Origin of the sequence: [Bacillus] selenitireducens MLS10 (genome assembly GCF_000093085.1) — a bacterium.
Classification (GTDB): Bacteria; Bacillota; Bacilli; order Bacillales; family Salisediminibacteriaceae; genus Salisediminibacterium; species Salisediminibacterium selenitireducens.
In genome coordinates this window covers 1,951,491-1,972,490 of record NC_014219.1, presented here as the reverse complement: position 1 = coordinate 1,972,490, position 21,000 = coordinate 1,951,491, and the positions used below count along the sequence as shown (strand labels likewise).

24 protein-coding genes are annotated in these 21,000 nt (G+C 43.7%); all 24 read right to left on the bottom strand.

The annotated features are described in order from the left end of the window. Nucleotides 1-6 precede the first annotated feature (6 nt). Entirely contained in the window at nt 7-1,152 is a 1,146-nt protein-coding gene (dxr, locus tag BSEL_RS09120; protein WP_013172711.1) for a 1-deoxy-D-xylulose-5-phosphate reductoisomerase, read from the bottom strand. A 110-nt stretch (nt 1,153-1,262) separates the two neighbouring features. Next, nucleotides 1,263-2,054 (bottom strand): phosphatidate cytidylyltransferase, encoded by a 792-nt coding sequence (locus tag BSEL_RS09115; protein WP_013172710.1) that lies wholly within the window; start codon nt 2,052-2,054, stop codon nt 1,263-1,265. A 15-nt stretch (nt 2,055-2,069) separates the two neighbouring features. Next, nucleotides 2,070-2,822, bottom strand: coding sequence for an isoprenyl transferase (locus tag BSEL_RS09110; RefSeq protein ID WP_013172709.1), 753 nt, complete (start codon nt 2,820-2,822; stop codon nt 2,070-2,072). Between the two features lie 417 nt (nt 2,823-3,239). Further along, nucleotides 3,240-3,797 carry a ribosome recycling factor gene (frr, locus tag BSEL_RS09105; protein ID WP_013172708.1) on the bottom strand — a complete coding sequence of 186 codons (558 nt, stop codon included), beginning with the start codon at nt 3,795-3,797 and terminating at the stop codon, nt 3,240-3,242. After that, a complete protein-coding gene (gene pyrH / locus BSEL_RS09100) occupies nt 3,794-4,525 on the bottom strand; it encodes a UMP kinase (protein ID WP_013172707.1) in 732 nt (243 codons plus the stop codon). Before pyrH ends, frr begins: the two co-directional genes overlap by 4 nt. Before the next feature lie 69 nt (nt 4,526-4,594). Beyond that, nucleotides 4,595-5,476: a translation elongation factor Ts gene (tsf, locus tag BSEL_RS09095; protein ID WP_013172706.1), complete on the bottom strand. Its 882-nt coding sequence runs from the start codon at nt 5,474-5,476 to the stop codon at nt 4,595-4,597. Nucleotides 5,477-5,570: 94 nt separating this feature from the next. Next, nucleotides 5,571-6,299 carry a 30S ribosomal protein S2 gene (rpsB, locus tag BSEL_RS09090; RefSeq protein WP_013172705.1) on the bottom strand — a complete coding sequence of 243 codons (729 nt, stop codon included), beginning with the start codon at nt 6,297-6,299 and terminating at the stop codon, nt 5,571-5,573. 162 nt (nt 6,300-6,461) lie between these two features. Next, a complete protein-coding gene (locus tag BSEL_RS09085; RefSeq protein WP_013172704.1) occupies nt 6,462-7,031 on the bottom strand; it encodes a DUF6115 domain-containing protein in 570 nt (189 codons plus the stop codon). Nucleotides 7,032-7,040: 9 nt separating this feature from the next. After that, on the bottom strand, nt 7,041-7,361 hold the full coding sequence (locus tag BSEL_RS09080) for a hypothetical protein (RefSeq protein ID WP_013172703.1): 321 nt from the start codon (nt 7,359-7,361) through the stop codon (nt 7,041-7,043). A gap of 72 nt (nt 7,362-7,433) precedes the next feature. Next, nucleotides 7,434-8,816 carry a DUF342 domain-containing protein gene (locus BSEL_RS09075; RefSeq protein ID WP_013172702.1) on the bottom strand — a complete coding sequence of 461 codons (1,383 nt, stop codon included), beginning with the start codon at nt 8,814-8,816 and terminating at the stop codon, nt 7,434-7,436. 36 nt (nt 8,817-8,852) lie between these two features. Beyond that, on the bottom strand, nt 8,853-9,614 hold the full coding sequence (locus tag BSEL_RS09070) for a FliA/WhiG family RNA polymerase sigma factor (RefSeq protein ID WP_013172701.1): 762 nt from the start codon (nt 9,612-9,614) through the stop codon (nt 8,853-8,855). A gap of 11 nt (nt 9,615-9,625) precedes the next feature. Continuing rightward, nucleotides 9,626-9,943: a hypothetical protein gene (locus BSEL_RS09065; protein WP_155522721.1), complete on the bottom strand. Its 318-nt coding sequence runs from the start codon at nt 9,941-9,943 to the stop codon at nt 9,626-9,628. Between the two features lie 14 nt (nt 9,944-9,957). Further along, a complete protein-coding gene (locus BSEL_RS09060; protein ID WP_013172699.1) occupies nt 9,958-10,446 on the bottom strand; it encodes a chemotaxis protein CheD in 489 nt (162 codons plus the stop codon). After that, on the bottom strand, nt 10,439-11,080 hold the full coding sequence (locus BSEL_RS09055) for a chemotaxis protein CheC (protein ID WP_013172698.1): 642 nt from the start codon (nt 11,078-11,080) through the stop codon (nt 10,439-10,441). The genes BSEL_RS09060 and BSEL_RS09055 overlap by 8 nt, the downstream gene beginning before the upstream one ends. A gap of 1 nt (nt 11,081) precedes the next feature. Next, a complete protein-coding gene (locus BSEL_RS09050) occupies nt 11,082-11,561 on the bottom strand; it encodes a chemotaxis protein CheW (RefSeq protein ID WP_013172697.1) in 480 nt (159 codons plus the stop codon). Between the two features lie 21 nt (nt 11,562-11,582). Further along, nucleotides 11,583-13,634 (bottom strand): chemotaxis protein CheA, encoded by a 2,052-nt coding sequence (locus BSEL_RS09045; protein WP_013172696.1) that lies wholly within the window; start codon nt 13,632-13,634, stop codon nt 11,583-11,585. 14 nt (nt 13,635-13,648) lie between these two features. Further along, on the bottom strand, nt 13,649-14,731 hold the full coding sequence (locus BSEL_RS09040; protein WP_013172695.1) for a protein-glutamate methylesterase/protein-glutamine glutaminase: 1,083 nt from the start codon (nt 14,729-14,731) through the stop codon (nt 13,649-13,651). Nucleotides 14,732-14,746: 15 nt separating this feature from the next. Further along, a complete protein-coding gene (locus BSEL_RS09035) occupies nt 14,747-15,625 on the bottom strand; it encodes a MinD/ParA family protein (protein ID WP_013172694.1) in 879 nt (292 codons plus the stop codon). 5 nt (nt 15,626-15,630) lie between these two features. Further along, complete coding sequence (locus BSEL_RS18285; protein WP_332870067.1) at nt 15,631-16,203, bottom strand: flagellar biosynthesis protein FlhF; 573 nt, start codon at nt 16,201-16,203, stop codon at nt 15,631-15,633. A gap of 6 nt (nt 16,204-16,209) precedes the next feature. Then, nucleotides 16,210-16,770, bottom strand: coding sequence for a flagellar biosynthesis protein FlhF (locus BSEL_RS18280; protein WP_332870066.1), 561 nt, complete (start codon nt 16,768-16,770; stop codon nt 16,210-16,212). After that, entirely contained in the window at nt 16,767-18,815 is a 2,049-nt protein-coding gene (gene flhA / locus BSEL_RS09025; RefSeq protein WP_013172693.1) for a flagellar biosynthesis protein FlhA, read from the bottom strand. The genes BSEL_RS18280 and flhA overlap by 4 nt, the downstream gene beginning before the upstream one ends. A gap of 38 nt (nt 18,816-18,853) precedes the next feature. After that, nucleotides 18,854-19,933, bottom strand: coding sequence for a flagellar biosynthesis protein FlhB (gene flhB, locus BSEL_RS09020; RefSeq protein ID WP_013172692.1), 1,080 nt, complete (start codon nt 19,931-19,933; stop codon nt 18,854-18,856). 3 nt (nt 19,934-19,936) lie between these two features. After that, nucleotides 19,937-20,716: a flagellar biosynthetic protein FliR gene (fliR, locus tag BSEL_RS09015; protein ID WP_013172691.1), complete on the bottom strand. Its 780-nt coding sequence runs from the start codon at nt 20,714-20,716 to the stop codon at nt 19,937-19,939. A gap of 6 nt (nt 20,717-20,722) precedes the next feature. Further along, the gene (gene fliQ / locus BSEL_RS09010) at nt 20,723-20,992 is read right to left on the bottom strand and encodes a flagellar biosynthesis protein FliQ (RefSeq protein WP_013172690.1); all 270 of its coding nucleotides are present in this window, start codon (nt 20,990-20,992) and stop codon (nt 20,723-20,725) included. Nucleotides 20,993-21,000: the final 8 nt, after the last annotated feature.

Sequence of the window (21,000 nt, the reverse complement as noted above, 5' to 3'; positions counted from 1 at the left end):
ACCCTCTTATGTTAAATCAGCCAGAACTGCGGAGCGTACTGAACGATCCACTTCGATAATCTCCTCGAGCGGAGGATTCTGACTTGTTTGATGGTCATTCAGCGCCCGCTCAACGATCGTTTCGATATCAAGAAATGAGATCTTGCGATTCAAGAACAGATCAACGGCCGCTTCATTGGCTGCGTTGAGTACCGTCGGCGCAGTTCCACCGGCACGTCCCGCATCAAAAGCAAGTTTCAGCAGCCTGAACCTTTCGTAATCCATTTCTTCAAAATGAAGCTTTCCAACTTCCCATAATTTTAACCTTTGTCCCCCCTGCAAAGCAAGTCGTTCGGGATGGGAAAGTGCATATTGAATCGGCACTTTCATATCCGGGGTTCCCATGTGTGCAAGGACGCTGCCGTCAACGTATTCCACCATCGAATGAACGATGCTTTCTCTGTGCTGAATCACACTGATCTTGTCATAAGACATATTAAAGAGCCATTTCGCCTCAATGACTTCAAGTCCTTTATTCATCATTGAAGCAGAATCAATCGTTATTTTCGCCCCCATCGACCAATTTGGATGATTCAATGCCTGATCCACTGTAACATTTTCAAGATCAGAACGCTTATAATCTCTGAAGCTTCCTCCTGAAGCTGTCAGGATAAGCTGCGAAACTTCCTTGTCTACATTTCCATGAAGACACTGATAAATAGCCGAATGTTCGCTGTCGACGGGCAAAAGGGAGACTCCCTGTTTTTCAGCCGCCTCAGTTACCAGATGTCCTGCCGTTACAAGTGTTTCTTTGTTGGCAATTGCAACATCAATCCCGGATTCAATAGCCTTCAGTGTCGGTTCCAAACCGACTCTTCCCATTACAGCATTGACGAGCATGTCCGCCTCTGACACTGCTACTTCAGTCAGACCATCTAACCCGAACAGGATCTCTGCCTGGTAGTGAAGTTTGCCTCTCAGCTGATCAGCCGCAGTCTGGTCACCTGTGCAAATCACAGATGGCTTAAACTCATTCGCCTGTTTGGCCCCGAGATCAACATTCGTACCGAAACTCATTGCCCCAAGCTGAAACTTATCCGGATTTGAACGCAATACTTCCAATGTTTGCGTCCCGATTGAACCGGTGGAACCTAGTAATGTTATCCGTTTCATAATCAACACCTGTTTCTGAATAAATTTAAACTGCTTTCATGACTGTTACCATGCAAGATTTCCCGAGTTTTATGGCTAACACTCGTGCTTTGCAACTGTTTGATAAGGGATCAGATAAAACCCAGCAGATAAATGATCGGCATGACGAACATCAAGCTGTCAAAGCGGTCGAGAATACCACCGTGACCAGGTAAAACGTTACCCGAATCTTTAACGGCATAATGACGTTTGAACGCTGATTCAACAAGATCTCCAAGCTGACCAACGAGTGACACGGTCAGCATGAACAACACGGCAACAAACCAGTTCGCAAACAGAGGGAATATCAGCATAAAAACAGAACCCATTATAATCGCCAGAATTACCCCGCCGAGAGAACCTTCAATGGTCTTTTTTGGACTGATTGAAGGCGATAATTTACGCTTGCCGAATTTTCGTCCTGCAAAATATGCTCCTGAATCCGTTGACCAGACCAGGATCAATATTAAAAAGACAAAGAGCAACCCATCCTCGATCGTTCTTGTATAATGAAAAAAATGAAAACCGTAGCCTACATATACAGAAGCAAGCACTGTAAATCCGGCATCATCAAAGGTCCATTTATTTCTTGATAATACCGTAAGGGCTAAGAGTACAATAATCATCAGTAAAAACAGTTCAGCCCGCTCAAACGGAATCCATTCAACATTTATGTATGGCTCGGGAATAAACAGAAGCCACATGAGAAAAAAACCCACAAAAGCTCTTGCAGTAAATGTTTGAATCTCCTTCATGGCAAGTAACTCTTTCATCGCAACTGTTGCAACAAGAAAAATCACCGCAGCAAATAAATGGCCACCCAGAATGATGATCCCCAAAAAGCCGGCACCCGCAATGACGCCGGTTAATACCCGTTCTTTCATGATCGTTTTCCTCCCTTACACACCACCATATCGGCGCTGCCGGTTCTGATAAACCAGGATCGCCTCTTGGAAATCGTCTTCTTTGAAATCAGGCCACAAAACATTCGTGAACCAAAACTCTGCATATGCAAGCTGCCAGAGCATAAAGTTACTCAAGCGGATTTCCCCGCTCGTCCGGATTAAGAGATCCGGATCATCCAGATCGTGCGTCATAAGCCGGCCAGTAAAACAGGCTTCATCAATCTCATCTATCGACAGATTATTATCTTTCACGTCTCTGCAGATCGACTGAATACCCTGAATCATTTCTGAGCGGCTTCCATAGTTTAGCGCAAAATTCAGAATCAGTCCATCGTTATGAGCGGTCTCTGCCACGGCTTTCTCCACCGCTCGCTTCGTGTATTCAGGCAACTTATCTTTCTCGCCGGTTATACGCACCCTGACATTCTGTTCAATCAGTTCAGGCAGCTCTTTCGACAAAAAACGTTCCGGCAAGCGCATCAGGAACTCTACTTCAGGTCTCGGCCTTTTCCAATTTTCCGTTGAAAATGCGTATAGCGTCAGGATCTTCACACCATATTTATTGGCCTGCCTGACGGTTCTTCGGATCGTATTCATTCCTTCCCTGTGACCGGCTACTCTAGGTAACCCGCGTTTTTTCGCCCACCTTCCATTCCCATCCATAATAATCGCAATATGTTTTGGAATATTATCCAATTGAATGTCTCTTTCCATGACACTCTGGTCATGTTTTGTTTTACTGAACATACGAGCACAGCCCCCATCAATTTACAATTTTATGTGTTTCATATGCAGCCCAAACGAGCTTTTATTATAATTGATCTATGAAATGAACGACCTGTAAACACACTCATTGCATTTACAAAATCATAGAAACCCATTATATTCTATCATGAACTGCCCTCTTGAATCACCTTCAGACGAAAATTCTTTGAATTCCTTCATTTTAAATCTCAGAGTAAAAAGTGATGTCACATTCTTTTGCAGATCAATCATTCAAATTCATGCTGAACATGAAGCTTTAAGAAACATAAAAAAACTTCGCTTGTTGCCAGGTTTTAATGATGAAAGCCTTAGTTGCACTTAAATCCTTTAACAAAGTTAAACATTTCTTTAGTAAAAATAAAAAGAGTCCGTTCAAAACGGACCCTCCATGTGTTTATTTTACACTTCTTTAATATCATTTTCTTTTGCTTTGACACGCTCATCGATTTTCTTGATGTAATCATCGGTGAGCTTTTGAACATCGTCTTGACCGCGACGAAGTTCATCTTCAGTCATCTCGCCGTCCTTTTCAAGCTTCTTAAGTTCATCGTTCGCATCTCGACGCACGTTACGAACAGCCACTTTTGCGTCTTCTGCATAGCGGCCAACCACTTTTATGAGCTCTTTTCTTCGCTCTTCAGTCAGTGCAGGAATGGAAATCCGGATTATGTTCCCATCATTACTTGGCGACAGGCCAAGATCCGCTTTTTGAATCGCTTTTTCAATATCCGGAAGGCTTGATTTATCAAACGGCTGAACAACAAGCAACCGTCCTTCAGGCACACTGATGGTTGCAAGCTGATTCAATGGTGTCATCATCCCGTAATACTCAACCTGAACTCTGTCAAGAATCGATGGATTGGCACGACCGGCGCGAACAGATCCGAGTTCACGGCCAAAAGATTCAAGAGATTTGTTCATCCGTTCTTCAGCATTTTTCAATACCGCTTTTGTCATGATTCAGTCCCCCTAATTATCGTTCCGATTTCCTCGCCCATTACGGCGCGTTCGATATTACCTTTCTCTGAAATGGAGAATACCACAAGTGGAATATTATTGTCCATACATAAAGAAGATGCAGTGGAATCCATCACTGCGAGACCATCCTTAAGCAAATCCAGATACGTCAGGTTATCATATTTCTGAGCGTATTCATCGACAGACGGGTCCGCACTGTAGACGCCATCCACGTTGTTTTTCGCCATTAAAATAACATCCGCTTCAATTTCCGCAGCTCTTAAAGCAGCCGTAGTATCTGTGGAAAAGAAAGGGTTTCCGGTACCCGCGGCGAAAATCACAACTCGCTTTTTCTCCAAGTGACGAATTGCTCGTCTTCGTATGTAGGGCTCTGCAACCTGCCTCATTTCAATGGAGGATTGCACCCTGGTTTGGACGCCGTTGTTTTCAAGGCTGTCTTGTAACGCAAGTGAATTCATCACGGTGGCAAGCATTCCCATGTAATCTGCAGTAGCCCGGTCCATGCCTTTCGCACTTCCGGCAATCCCTCTCCAGATGTTACCTCCTCCTACGATGATGGCTACTTCAACGCCATGATCCACAACATCACGAACCTGTTCTGCAATAGACTGAATCATGTCAGGATCTATACCAAAACCCTGTTCACCTGCCAGCGCTTCGCCACTCAATTTCAAGACAATTCGTTTATACTCCGGTGCTTCTGCCATGATAACCTCCTGTTATTCCCTGATATGGATTCTTATCAAAAAGGGACACAGAGTGTCCCTTTTTGAGTATTACTTCTTCACTTGTGACATCACTTCATCAGCAAAGTTTTCTTCACGCTTTTCCATGCCTTCGCCCACTTCATAACGGTAAAATGTTTTCACTTCTCCACCTTTAGATGAAACATACTTACCGACTTTTTGGTCGCCATCTTTAACAAAAGCCTGCTCGTTCAAGCATACTTCTTCAAAGAATTTGCCAAGTCGTCCTTCAACCATTTTTTCAACGATCTTTTCAGGCTTGCCTTCATTCAACGCTTGCTGCTTCAATACTTCACGCTCTGCATTAACCACATCTTCGTCCACTTCTTCACGACGGACATACTTTGGATTTAAAGCAGCTACGTGCATCGCTACATCCTTGGCAACCTGCTCATCAGAACCGTTCATAACAGTTAATACACCAATACGTCCGCCCATGTGAATGTAAGCGCCGAATACTTCACCTTCTGCAGCTTCGACCACTTCAAAGCGGCGAAGGGAGATTTTTTCTCCGATCTTCGCGATTTGGTTGTTAATAAAATCGTTCAGTGTATCAGCATCGCCATCAAACGACTGTGTCAACGCTTCTTCCACATTTGCCGGCTGCTGTTTCAGAATATGCTTTGCAACCTGATCAACCATGTTAATAAAGTTTTCATTCTTGGAAACGAAATCCGTCTCCGAATTCACCTCAACAAGAACGGCTTTGTTTCCTTCCACGACTGCCTGAGAAAGGCCTTCCGCAGCAACGCGGTCTGCTTTTTTTGCAGCTTTCGCAATCCCTTTTTCGCGTAGGAAATCCACCGCTTTATCCATGTCACCATCTGTTTCAGTGAGGGCTTTTTTACAATCCATCATCCCTGCACCTGTTTTTTCACGAAGTTCTTTTACCATTTTAGCTGAAATTGCCATTCTATATAGCCTCCTTAAAATCTGTGAAAATTTCTGATCTCAGAAAAAAGGTGATAAAGGGTCAAACCCTCTATCACCCTTTTGGACGGACAGATTAAACAGTTGTCTCTTCGTTCTGTGACTCTTCACCAGCGTTCTCTTCACCCTGGTTTGCTTCAATGATAGCATCTGCCATCTTTGCAGTCAGGAGACGAACGGCACGGATCGCATCGTCGTTACCTGGAATCACGTAGTCGATTTCATCAGGGTCACAGTTTGTGTCCACAATCCCAACGATAGGGATATTTAATTTATGAGCTTCCGCAACAGCGATTCGCTCTTTACGAGGATCAATGATGAAAAGCGCATCCGGAAGACGCGTCATTTCTTTAATTCCGCCAAGGAATTTCTCAAGACGATCCCATTCTTTCTTAATAAGAACGACTTCCTTCTTAGGAAGAACATCGAATGTTCCGTCTTCTTCCATCTTTTCGATTTCCTTAAGACGATTAATACGCTTGCGGATCGTTTCGAAGTTTGTCAATGTACCACCAAGCCAGCGCTGGTTGATGTAGTACATGCCGCATCGCTCAGCTTCTTCAGCTACTGAGTCCTGAGCCTGCTTTTTTGTACCGACGAAAAGCATAGTGCCTCCGTCTGCTGCGAGGTCACGTACAAAATTAAATGCCTCGTCAACTTTTCTGACCGTCTTTTGAAGGTCAATAATGTAAATACCGTTTCTTTCTGTGAAGATGTAGCGATCCATTTTCGGGTTCCAACGACGTGTCTGATGACCGAAGTGCACACCCGCTTCTAGTAATTGTTTCATGGAAATAACTGCCACATCACTCACCTCCTCTTCTTGGTTTTATTTTGGCCTCCGCAAACATCATTTTCAGATAAGACTCACAATGAGCACCCTCACCCGAATCCATTTGCGTGTGTAGTGACACCGATGATTAATATACCACAGACAAGAATCCATGACAATCATCTGAAACAAAATTTATTGATGAAATTTCAATAAAAGTTCCACCTCTCCGGCCCCCATTTGAAGTTGTTTCGCGATTTCCTGAATAGTGTATCCTTGTGCATACAACGAGAGGATTCTTGATGTGCTCGACGTGTCGACTTGCACCTCTTCATCATTGACACCCGGAGGTACATAATCTCCATAATCTTCATCCTGATCCGGGCGAACATCTTCATAGCCATGGCTCTTTTGTTCATACTCCATGGCTTCGGCTCGTTTTTCATCACCAAAAGAAACATCCTTCTTCTCAGAATCAAAAGGATGTCTTTTTTGGTTCGGTTCAAATGTCTCACCCTGGTCATATAAAGAGCGGTCGACACGGGTCACCGCAACCTGTTCAGTATTTAATTTACTAAGACGTCTTGCCATTCGTTCATTATTTTCTTTCATTTCAGTTGTATAAGAAATCAGAAGATCTTCCATCTCTCTTAATGTCTGACTGTGATCAGGCGGTTTTACTGCTTCAGTCTTCTGATAGAGGACAACGATTGCAAAAATGCTGGTCAGATGAAGAAAGAAACTGACTATCAATAAATAAATCATAGAGACTCCTTAACGCGATTCGTCAAACAAATTTCCCTTATAAGGATGGACGGTCACTTGTGGAACATCATTAGCGGATTCTTCACTGCCGGAAGTCAACTGTTCCGGTGATGGCTGGCTCGGGTTTGCATCATTGTTTTCTGCACGATTATGAACGGTCTGATCAAGGCCTGTGACGGATGTGGCATTCTTCTGATCTTGATCTTGCTGCGCCGCTGCAAGAATATCCTGACTTACCTGTCCCCGCTGATTCATCTGATCTTGAATTTTGCCTGCCATTTGTGATCGCGGCATAGCCATCTGAAGATCAATTGCCCTCAGTCCACTCATCTGTTCCGCCTCCTTTGAAGTCTTGAACATCGTTCTCAATACTTAAGTACTAACTCAAGTATAACAGAAAACTTAAAGAGGTTCGAATTTAATTTCTGATTTGTCAAGAGAAAAAATAACGCCTTTATGTTTCGTTGTTATTCTTTTTCGGTACTTGCCAAAATGCAGATCCACCTGTGGATAAATCGTTCGTCTCACTTTCACTTTCCCTAGCTCATCCGCTTCCAGGGAATCAGAAATGGTTTCCAATGCAGCCAGTGCTTCGTTTAAGTTTTCATGGGCCTCAGCAAATGATTTTCTGATGCGAAGCTTGGTCACTTTCTCCTGCGCAGACAATGATGCCTGTTTCTCTTTTGTTACGATTTTCTTTAAAAGAACGCCTAGTTTTTGAAGGCTGTCTTCTGCCTCCGCTTTCATAGCCTTATATTTCTTTTCTTTTTCAAGAATGGATTGACTGACACCGATGTAAATCGATGTCGGAGTATTCATCTCGTTACCAATCTCGTTGGCATCCAAACCACCGACTGCAGAAACAGATCCTCCACAGATGCTGCCATTCCTGTCATAGCATTTCACTGAAGCATCCGTTTCAACTTTACTGTGTAAAATGGATTTGGTAACAGTAACATCACCGCCGGCCTGAATCGTTGCCTGATTCAAAAATGACGAAATCACTTCCCCTTCAGCCCGAATCAGTCCACCGCCTTGTGCAACGACACCCTGATGAATATAAATTGAGCCACCTGCATCTAATGTAGCCGCTTCTACGGATCCGTGGACACGTATGTCACCTTTCGCTTTAATTTCGAATCCCGAAGGTACACTTCCACGTATGTTGACATTCCCGACAAAATCAATATTTCCTGTTCGCATATCAATGTCACCATTGATTTCGTAAACCGGATATACATTAATGACTCTAGGTTCGACAGAGATTTGGCCATCAGTATTCGCAATCAACGTGGTGCCTTCATCTTCAATTTTTGTATTTTTCCCCTGTCTCAAGATGACATCTTTACCGTTCTTCGCTTTTATCTCTTCCCCGGTAACCGTTGTTCCCGGAACACCTTCAGTCGGATTGATTTTTTTACCGATCACTTCCCCTTTTGTTACCGTGGGAATATTAATCACCTGTTTCAAGTCGACAATCTTTTCAGTATGTAATAAATCATCAGAAGTATTTGATTCTAAATCATCCAGGGCAGACCAAATGTATCCGTCTTTTCCATCTTCGGGCTGGACACCCTCTGCGATTGTGACGGGAGATTTCAGCTCTCCTTTTAATAAAGGATCTAGTTTTTCTTTATGTACACCAAATACAACACTATTTTCTTTTAAAAAAGCTATAAGATCGTCAACCGTTACCGATTCTGGAATCGGTGCCGAAATCTTGATCACAGCTGTCAGTTGATCTTCCGACAGTTCCACTTCAAAAACATCATACAAATCAGACATGATTGAACCCCCTTCATGACAGAACATCTCTATTTACTACTTGTGCAACTGTTGCTGTAATTTATAAACTGCTTTTGAATGAATTTGAGAAATTCGGGAGGTGGAGAGGGAAAGAGCCTCTCCTATTTCAGTTAGTGTGAGCTCTTCATAATAGAAAAGTGATATCACCAGCTGTTCCTTTTCATTTAAATTCTGAATCGCGTCAGCAAGCTCGTCATAGTCAGCCTGCTTACTAAGCGATTCTGCAGGAGTGAGGGTTTGCTGATCAGCAATCGATGACGCATAAGTTTCTGTCTGATCGCCTTCCTGAGTCGGCTCATCAATTGACAGGAGATGAGAAAAAAAGTTTTCGTTCGATGTCTTAATTACATCTGCTTCTGTCAAACCAGCCTCATCGGCAATTTCTTTCGGCGACACATTACGTCCAAGCTGCTGTTCGAGTGATTCAGTAACCTGCTCTATTTTTTTAGCCTTGTCTCGAAGCGTTCTCGGCAGCCAATCCTCTTGTCTGAGACCATCTATGATCGCACCCCGAATTCTGAATGAAGCGTAGGTGTCAAACTTTAATTCCCGTTTTCGATCAAATTTTTCCAGCGCATCAAACAAGCCCATTAAACCATGACTCCGCAGGTCATCCGACGAGACATTTTTCGGTAAATGAACACCGATGCGATGAACATGGTAATCAACGAGGGGCAAAAATGCCTCGATCAGCCGGTCACCGGCAGACCTGTCCCGTTTTTCCTCCCACAGTTCCCAATCTGTATTCAGCTGTTCACTGTTTCGTGTGCGGGACATACAACCCCTCCTTAATCATTCAGCTTGGTTTTTACAAATTCTGCTGCACGCTTCGCCTCTTCATCATCTTGATCAGGCTGCCTTTCCGTATCCTGGCTATTTTCAGAAGACATCTCCTCTTCCTGTGACTCTTTTATGTTAGTCGAGGATGTCCGCTTTACGTTGATCGCTGTTAAATACCATATATATGCAAGAATAATACCAAAGAGAGCACCCGGCAATAGTCCGATGCTCCCACGAAAAAGTGATGTGATGACTGTATTTTGCTGTAAAGAAGAAAGGAAAACGACCACAAAAGCAATAACACTGAACAGTAAAGCCGTTTTCAAGTAACAGTTTTGCATTAAACCTTCACCACACCTTTATTGACCGTACGTATTTCAAGTTCTGAAGACTCCGGATCGAACTCAATGGTTCTTCCGCTGCTTCCGCCTGTATCCTCATAGATCACTGGAATCCGGTAGATTTTCAAATGTTCTTTAACTGCTTCTGCATTGCGTGGACCTATTCTCATCGCTTCATTGGATGATGAAAAGTTGAACATTTGTGCACCACCTGCAAGCTTGGCCTTTAGTCTTGTTTTACTGGCACCGATCGCCACCACACGATCAACCAGATCTTCCATAGCGGTATCTGCATATTTGGCACGATTGATTTTATCATTTCGTGCATACGATGAGTCAGGCAGCATGACATGCGCCATACCCGCTACCTTTGCTCTCTCATCATAAATGATCACACCGACACACGATCCGAGGCCCGACGTTCGGATCGTATCTGGCGGCTTCACAACATTCAAATCTGCCATTCCCACTTTTATCACATTACTCATCGTTCAAGACTCCCAATGATCGAAAGATAATGCCCAGGGAATCCGGATCCGGAAGTAAAAAGAAATGCCCCTTTGTCTGAACAGTATCTTCGTCGTCTTTTTCATTTATCTCTGTATCGATCAAAATCGCGTAGTCACCGATTCTCGAAATCTCAACCAAACCGAAGCTCAAAATAGCCATGGACATATCAACTGCCACAGCAGGTGGCGTTGGCTGGAGATTCAATTTCGTGAAATCAGATAGTGCCGATAAATAAGAACCGGACAGAATATTCCCTACCTCATTCATCGCAGAGGCGGCCATATCTGAAACCTTGTTATTGGCAAAATCGACGTCAGGATCCATGACCAACTGAGATATCAGCATGGATGCCTCATCTGCCGGCAACATAAAAAACATACTGCCGGGTGCATCCCCATCGATCCGTAAGAAAACAGCAGCAACAACAGCTTCTTCTCCACCTACTGATTCACAAATATCATTGAAAGGAACGACCCTGACTGACGGCACTTTCATATCGATCGTTTTCGACAGCATGGCAGATAATGACGTGGCTGCATTTCCTGCTCCTATGTTGCCGATTTCTCTCAAAATATCAAGATGATCATCGGAGATCTGTTCGTAATTAAACATGTCAGGCGTTTCCTTCTATTTCCTGAATTTCTTCAAGTTCATCCGGATTTAACACCTTGTCCAGATTCAACAAAATGAGAAGTCTTTTTTCGAGCTTTGCTACACCACGAATATATTCGGCCTCAAGGCCTCCTACGACTTCTGGCGGCGGTTCGATCGCATCCCTTGGGATATCAATTACATCGTTGGCCGAGTCCACAACCAGACCCACGTCCATATCACCAACCGTTACGATGATCACCCTGGTAGATTCGGAATGTTCAATTCCTTCGATACCAAACCGCTTGCGTAAATCAATGATCGGCGTGACAACCCCCCGTAAATTGATTACGCCTTCCACAAAATCAGGAGTACTTGGAACACGGGTTATATGAAGAACCCGTTCAATCGAACGAACCTGCTCGACTTCAACCCCATATTCTTCATCTTTCAGTTGAAAAACTATTACTTTCACATCTGCGGTAATCGTTTCTTCAGACATCTGTAATCCGCCTCCCGGTTCTTATTTTATCAGAGCATTGCAGTCAATAATCAGGGCAACCTGCCCATTTCCAAGAATGGTCGCACCGGAAATGGCAAATACGCTTGTCAAATAATTACCCAGTGATTTAAGTACGATTTCTTGTTGACCTATAAATGAGTTCACGACCAGTGCAGCCATCTTCTCACCTTTTCTCACGATAACAATTGAATAATAATCATCATCCTCTTTGCTTACCGGCACATCAAAGAATTGTGTCAAATCAATAAGAGGGACCACACTTCCACGGAAATCAATGACTTTTTGATTATGTGCAGACATGATTTCATCTTTCTTAATAATCGCTGTTTCAATAATAGATGACAATGGGACTGCATAGATTTCTTCCTGCACTTCAACCAGCATAACGGAGATAATGGAAAGCGTCAGTGGAAGTTGAATGGAAAACGTAGTCCCTTCACCCGGCTTTGATGTTACCGTAACGTTACCGCCAAGGGATTCGATTTTATTTTTAACAACATCCAGCCCTACGCCTCTGCCTGATACATCAGAAATCACATCCGCCGTACTCAGACCGCTGGAGAAGAGCAGTTCATATACTTGACGATCAGTCATATTGTGCGAGTTCTCTTCTGTGACAATCCCGCTTTTTATTGCTTTTCTCAAAACACGGTCACGGTTGATGCCTGAACCGTCATCGGATACTTCGATGAAGACATGATTTCCGCTGTGATAGGCTTTGAGCGTTATATTTCCTTCATCGCTTTTCCCAGCCTGCTTACGCTCTGCAGGCATTTCAACACCATGGTCAATGGAATTTCGAAGCAGGTGAACAAGCGGATCACCAATTTCATCAATGACGGTTCTGTCGAGTTCGGTTTCCGCTCCAATGATTTCAAGGTTAATCTTTTTATTCAGATCTTTTGCAAGACCACGAACCATACGCGGAAAGCGGTTAAATACCTGTTCGACCGGTACCATGCGCATATTCAGAATGATATTTTGAAGATCACCTGAAATCCGCGACATATGTTCAACTGTTTCAGTCAATTCTGCACTTTTCATATCTCTCGAGATCTGTTCGAGTCGACCCCGGTCAATGACCAGCTCTTCAAAAAGATTCATCAGACTGTCCAGGCGATCAATATTGACCCGGATGGTTTTATTGGACGGCTGTGTTGTCTTTTCCTCTTTATCATTCCCGTTTTCTGGTTCTTTTGCTCCGGATGATTTTTCCGAAGACTGCGGTTTGGGTGTCTCACCAGGATCATTAGATGCAGCCGTTTTTTCATCGGGCTGTTCTTCAAACGCATCCACATCAATGGTTTCGATAATCACATCATCAATTTCTGACACCTTCATAATACGTGATTTTACTTCTTCTGCATCCGTTTTCGTCACTAACGTAACATCAAAGGACAGATCAAATTCCTCTTCTTCGAGTTTATCGACTGCCGGAACAGATTTGATGACTTCCCCAACCTGTTCGAGGACTTCAAATACCATAAACACCCTGGCAGCTTTCAAAATCACATCTTCACGAAGAGAGATGCTGATTTGGAGGGGATTAAAACCCTGTTCATAACTCTGCCGAATCACCGTATGTTCGAAATCGTCATATTCAACATCCGTTCGATCACCATTCTGCGACTTCGTTTCAACACCACTTCCGGCTTGAACCGTTTCTGAGTTCTCGCCTTTTTCAAGCATTTCCAGCTTTGCGACCACCTCAGTGACATCCTTTTTACCCTCTCCACCATCCGCAATGTCATTTACCATAAATTCCAGATCATCAACTGATTCAAACACGACGTCCATCAGTTGAGTGGTAGCACCAATTTTTTCATTGCGAATCCCGTCGAGGACATTTTCCATCTGATGAGTGAGACTTGCGAGGTCTTCAAATCCCATCGTCGCCGCCATACCTTTTAATGTGTGGGCTGAACGAAAAATTTCATTTACGATTTGAAGGTCTTCGGGATTTTTCTCCAAGTCCAGCAGATTTTTGTTAAGTGCCTGAAGATGTTCGGTACTTTCGTCAATAAACATGTCTAAATACTGATTGCGTTCCATAAAAACCCTCCTGATTAACAGTATCTCAGGATCTCGGAAGAGATATCTTCAAGATCTTTGACTGAGTCAACAAAATGTGTATCAATGGCTGCTTTGGGCATTCCAAAAACAACTGAAGTCCGTTCTGATTCTGCTATTGCTTTGGTTTTTGATAACTGTTTCAATCGGATCAGGCCTTGCTTCCCATCAGAACCCATACCGGTCATCACAACTGCGATGACCCTCTCCGGATGCAAATCAGCCAGGGAAAAGAACATCGCATCCACCGATGGACGGTGTCCATTCACAAGTGGTGACTGATCTAAATGAATTCCGACTGAAGTCCCTGCCCTTCTTACTTTTAAATGGTATCCTCCCGGGGCAATATAGGCAACCCCTTTTTTTAAAATGTCACCTTCTTCTGCTTCTTTAACAGAAATCGCAGATAACGAGTTCAAACGTTCACTGAGCGATCGCGTAAATCCTTTGGGCATATGCTGCACGATAATGATGGGGAAAGGGAAGTTCTCCGGTAAAGCCGTCAAAACCCTTTGCAAGGCTTTCGGCCCCCCCGTTGAAGTTCCAATAGCGACAATTGTTTTGCCGAGCACTTCCCTCTTCCCTGATGGTCCAGGTTCCAAAGAAAAATCAGGTCTTTGAATCCGTTCGATACGCTTTGGTTTTTCATCCGTTCTTTTTGGAGCAGGCGTCAACTTTTTTCTCGATACTTTGCTTGCGTGCAGCACTTTTTCTATCAGGTCATCTTTTACTTTATCAATATCAAGAGAGATCGCACCGGACGGTTTGGCGATAAAGTCAAATGCTCCCAGCTCCATCGCTCTCATGGTCGTTTCAGCGCCTTCTTTCGTGACACTGCTGACCATGATAGCCGGTGTGCGGGTTGTTTTCATGATTTCTTCGAGTGCCTCAATCCCTGTCATTACAGGCATTTCAACATCCAATGTGACGACATCCGGCTTGTGTTGCTCTATTTTCTCCAGTCCGTCCCGACCGTTTCGAGCCTTGTCCACAACCGTAATGTCGGGATGTGAACTGAGCATGTCGGACAACATTTTTCGCATAAATGCGGAATCATCAACCACCAAAACCTTAATCATGTCAACGCCTCCCGTCTATCGTGAACGCAAAAATCCTTTTAATTTCGAAATAAAAGATGGTTTTTGTAATGCACCTTCAACCACCTCTCCATTTTTAATCAAAAAGCTTTCCACTGTATTCAATATCGCCTTAGAGGGCTTCGATTCCGGATTATATAGAACAAAAGGTTCTTGAGCTCTGACTGCCTTCCAAACGATATTGTCATCCGGTAAAATGGTTAGCAAGTGAATGGTTTTGCCGAGAAACCGCTTGGTCACCTGTTTTACATTTTCAGACGTTCGTTCTCCGTCTTTTTTACTTCTGGCCCGATTGATAATCAGGGAAATGGGTAAATCAGTATCATAATTATGGATATATTTAATCATAGCATACGCATCGGTCACAGAGGTAGGTTCAGGTGTTGTCACAAGAAAAATATGGTGAGAAGAAAATAAAAAATAAGCGCTGTTTGTGTTTACACCTGCCCCCATATCCAGAAAGATGTAATCAAACGAGGCCTCAGCGCTGGCCATTTGTCTGTAAAAATGATCCGCTTTTGTTTCATCCATTTCAAACAGATCTGTCAAACCGCTCCCACCTGCAATATAGCGAAGTCCTTCCGGTCCCTCTTCCATAATAGACCATATGGGCATGTCCTGATTCATCATATCGACAATCGAGTAGCGGGATGATTGCCCAAGCAGGATGTCGATATTCGCCATCCCGATATCCAAATCAATCACAAGAACTTTTTTATTCATTTTCTGAAGGGAAATAGCAAAATTAAGCGTGAAATTGGATTTTCCTACGCCGCCTTTTCCGCTTACGACAGCAATAACTTCGGCCTGTTTTGAGGTGTCACCGTCAGATACATTATTCATCTTTTTACGGAGTGCATCTGCCTGATCATACATCACGATCAACTCCTGACGATCCAGCTGATAATCTGCTGCCGGCTGGCCTCTTCGATATCATCGGGAACATTTTGCCCGGTCGTAATGTAACTTGCTCCTGTCTGATAATCCCTCATAGCATTATACACGGAGCCAACCGAATCGGTTTCATCCAATTTCGAAAAGATAAATTTATCGATTGTGATAAGCTGAAATTGCTCAATAATCGTCTTCATGTCCCTGTACTTTGCAGTCGTACTCAAAACAAGATGGGTTTCCATATGTTCGTTAAAATCAATAAGCTGATTGAGTTGCTCAACGTATAATCGGTTTCTGAAGTTTCGTCCGGCAGAGTCAATCACGACGAAATCATAATCCTCGAATTTTTCGACAGCTGCTTTAAAATCCTCGATTGAATAGGCAACCTCCAGAGGTACATGAAGCAGTTTGGCATATGTTTTCAACTGCTCAATTGCCGCTATCCGAAAGGTATCTGTTGTAATAAACGCCACTTTTTTATTTTCTTTCAAAACCGCATGAGCTGCAATCTTCGCAACCGATGTTGTTTTCCCCACTCCTGTAGGACCGACCAGATTCAAATACTTCTATTGGTAATCAAATGCCCCGCACGGAATATCGATGAGACTCTGATCCAGTTCATTTTGCAGCCATTTCAAGATTGCAGACTCAGGCTGGGACTCCCCATTTTCCTGATACCAGCGTTTTAAGAGTGCACGCATGATCTCCAGCCGATAGACATCGTGGATCTCCTGGTCTTTCAGAATATGATTCAATTCAGTCAAATACCCAGGGAATTCTTCTGCAGATATTTGTTGAGAACCTGATGTTTGCATGGACTGGATCATCTGCTTTAACTCATCAATTTCCCGCGTCAATTTCCTTGTATCCTGTGATTCTTTTGGAACCGGTCGCTGCCGGGGACTAGCTGCTTGCCGGGGCACCTTCCCACTTGACGCTTTTGCCGAATCCTGAGTATCCGGATCAATAGCGGCAATCACTTCCACATTCTTTTTTGTGAACAGACCCAAAAAACCACCTTTTTCAACACGTTTAGAATTCAGTATGACGGCATCCTGACCAAGTTCCCCTTTTATTTTCTCCATGGCTTCAGACATGGTTTTAGCTGTATATTTTTTTACCTTCATTGACTGTTCACCACCCCTACACTTTGAACTTCAACATGTGGCTCAAGTTCATTATACGATAAAACCGGTACTTGCGGCATATATCTCTCAATTAAATGATGAACATACATACGAACTGCCGGTGAGCACAATATCAAAGGCATGTGTCCAGTCTCCTGGAGACGCTGAACTTCCATCATTGTATTCTCAACTATTTTTTGAGACATTTGCGGATCCAAATTCAAGAAGGCTCCCTGTTCCGTTTGCTGAACAGAGTCAGCCAGCGTTTTTTCAACATCGCCACCCATCGTGATGACGTAGAGCGGTTCCCCTTCTGTTGCATATTGTTTTGTGATTTGACGAGAGAGGGATTGCCTGACGTATTCAGTCATCAAATCCGTATCTCTCGTCATCTGTGCATAGTCTGCCAATGTTTCGAAAATCACGGGCAAATTTCGAATTGACACCTTTTCTTTCAACAGATTGCCGAGAACTTTTTGGATATCTCCGACACTCAGTGGATTCGGTGTCACTTCCTCAACCAGCGTCGGATACGTTTCATTCAGATGATCGACCAGCTGCTTTGTCTCCTGACGGCCGATCAATTCATGGGCATGTCGTTTAATCACTTCGGTTAAATGTGTCGACACGACAGACGGCGGGTCCACAACCGTATACCCGGATAACTCTGCCTGTTCTTTCAGATCTTCCGAGATCCACAGTGCCGGCAACCCAAACGCAGGTTCAACGGTTTCAATCCCATGGACATTTTCATCCTCCACGCCCGGACTCATCGCCATAAAGTGATCCAGCAGCAGTTCTCCTTTTGCGACTTCGTTCCCTTTAATTTTAATGGAATATTCATTCGGTTGTAATTGAATGTTATCACGTATCCGGATCACCGGAACGATCATGCCCATCTCAATTGCCAATTGCCGTCTGATCATAACCACCCTGTCGAGTAAGTCTCCCCCCTGGTTGGCATCAGCGAGTGGAATCAGGCCGTATCCGAACTCAAATTCAATGGGATCAACCTGAAGCAGATTGACCACACTCTCCGGAGACTTCAGATCTTCCTGATCAGACTGATCCTGCTCTTCTTCAGATTCTTCTTCAAGTACGAGCTCTTTCTTGTTCGCGCGCTCAAGAAGGAATCCTCCAAGTGCTAAGAGAGAGGCAATTGTAAATGTTACACTGCCTGTTATCGGCGTGAAGACACCAAGCATAAAAATCGTCCCACCGGCAACGTACAGCATCTTCGGATAGGCCAAAAGCTGTTTCGTAATGTCATGACCTAGGTTTCCTTCCGACGCAGCACGAGTGACGACAATACCTGTTGCGGTAGAAATCAAAAGAGCAGGGATTTGGGACACAAGTCCGTCCCCGACTGTTAACAGCGTATACTTATCCGCGGCTTCTGCAAGTGGGAGTCCTTCCTGAACCATCCCGATTACAAGACCGAAAATAATATTAATAATAACAATAACAATACCGGCAATGGCGTCACCCTTAACAAATTTACTCGCACCATCCATGGAACCGTAAAAATCCGCTTCCTGTTCAATCTTTTGCCTGCGCTCTTTTGCTTCCGTATCTGAAATCATACCCGCGTTCAAATCAGCATCAATACTCATTTGTTTACCCGGCATCGCATCAAGTGTGAATCGTGCTCCCACTTCGGAAACACGTTCCGCACCCTTGGTAATGACGATAAACTGAATAACGACCAGAATGACGAATACGACAAAACCGACTAGCGCATTCCCACCAACGACGAATTGACCGAACGTTTCAATGACATTACCGGCATCTCCCTGGTTGCCAAGGATCGCACGCGTCGTGGAAACATTCAGTCCAAGTCTGAATAACGTTACAAGGAGCAGTAACGTTGGAAAAATGGAAAATTGCAGCGGCTCTCTCGTATTCATGGAAACAAGAATAATCAGCAGCGCAATCGATATATTAACAATAATCAAAAAGTCGATCATCATTGTCGGTAAAGGGATGATCAGCATGACCACAATTAAAATAACGCCTAATAAAATACTAAAGTCCTTTAAGGGCATTGCGCTTCTCTCCTAACTCGCCTGTGCGGTATACACATTCAGATTTTCTTCTGAATCCGGTATACGTAAGCCAACACTTCTGCGACGGCTTTAAATAAATCTTCCGGAACCTGATCACCGATATCAGCCTGAGCGTAAAGCGCTCTTGCGAGGGGACGGTTCTCTGCAGTCAACACTTCATTATTTTTGGCAATGTTAATCAGTTTTAATGCAACGTAATCGACGCCCTTTGCCACGATTACCGGTGCTTCCATATTGTCTGCATCGTATTTCAACGCAATCGCATAGTGCGTCGGATTCGTGATAACCACGTCTGCTTTCGGAACTTCCTGCATCATCCTGCTCATTGCCATTTGACGTTGCTTTTCTTTGATTTTTGATTTGATGAGGGGGTCACCCTCGGTCTTTTTATATTCATCCTTCACGTCCTGCTTGGACATGCGGATATTTTTTTCGAAGTCATATTTTTGATACATGTAATCAAGGATAGCAAGGAAGATCAAAAGAAACCCTACAGCCAGTCCCATGAAAATAATAAGTGTGCCGATGAGGACAGCTGCATCTTCCACAGCGTATAGTCCGATTTTAAGAAGATCATCCATATAAAGCCAAATGACGATCCCTGTTACGCCACCTACGAGTACAATTTTCATCATCGATTTTAAAAATTCCACAAGGGCTCGTATTGAGAAGATTCGTTTGAACCCTTTCAAGGGATTTATTTTTTCGAGTTTAAACTTCACGGCCTCCGGAGCAAATAAAACGCCTACCTGAACATAGTTGGCAAATACCCCTGCGATCACGGAAGCAAGCATTACCGGAGCCACGGCCACAGCGGCCTGAAAAATGTAGTCAATGAACATCGGTTGCACATTCGCAGGCGTAACATCCATGAGCAAATATTCTTCCATTGTGAAACGGACGATAGTAAGCATCTGATCAACCATAAATGGACCTGCGAAAAAAAACATCAAAAACACAAACATCAGAATAAAGGCTGTATTAACGTCCGTACTTTTGGCAACCTGCCCTTTGTTACGGGATTCTCTCTTCTTCTTCGGTGTCGCTTTTTCTGTTTTTTCCTGTGCAAAGTACTGCAAATCAAGTTTTAGCAACATCCTTTACACGCCCCCGTATAGTTGCATTAACGTCCGCATGGTGACCAGGACGGTTTCAATAAGGTTATTTACCAATACAAAAAATACAGGCATGGTTACAATCATGAACACGAACCCCAAAAAAATCTTCACTGGAAAACCAATAACAAACACGTTGACCTGTGGAACCGTTCGGGCTATGAAGCCCAGTGCCACATCAACCAGAAAAATCGAACCCATAATCGGCATGGACATTTGAAATGCAATAATAAACATCGTATTCATAGTTACACCGATAAATTCAACATAGTCTTCTGAGCCTAATGGCAAAAAAGTCTGATCCAGCGGAATAAACTCATAGCTGTAGTAAACACCATCAAGCAATAAATGATGAGCATTTGTGGCTAAAAGAAACAAGAGCGCAAATGTATACAGATAACTCCCGATCAAAGGTGCCTGAGTACCGGTCTGCGGATCGACGACGTTCGCGATCAGAAACCCGAGTTTCAAATCGATCAGTCCGCCTGCCACCTGTATCGCATACAGCAGCAAGAGGGCAATCAGGCCGACAGTCAAGCCGACAAGCGCTTCTTTAATGGCAAGCAGTACAAATTCATAATTCAATTCAATAATCGGCCAGTCACCACTAAAAATCATGATCCAGGAAAGAAATGCGGCAAATCCGATTTTGAACCGGTTCGGTATGGTCTGATAGGAAAAAAAGGGCAGGGTGACCATAAACGCAGAGACCCTCACCAGGACAAGCAGAAAAGCAGGAATCCATTCGATAATTTCAATTTCCATAAGCACCTATCCTATAAATCGGGTAAAATCACTGAATATATCATAGGCAAATGTCGTTAAGAGCTGCAGCATCCACGGACCGAAAATAACCAATGCAATCAAAACTCCCGCGATCTTAGGAATGAATGCAAGGGTCTGTTCCTGAATTTGCGTCGTGGCCTGAAATACACTGACCGCAAGTCCGATCGCAAGAGCCGTGATCAACAGAGGACCTGCGATTAACAGCGTTGTAAATACGCCCTGTTCCGCCCAACCAATTACCATTTCGGGACTCATATGTATCC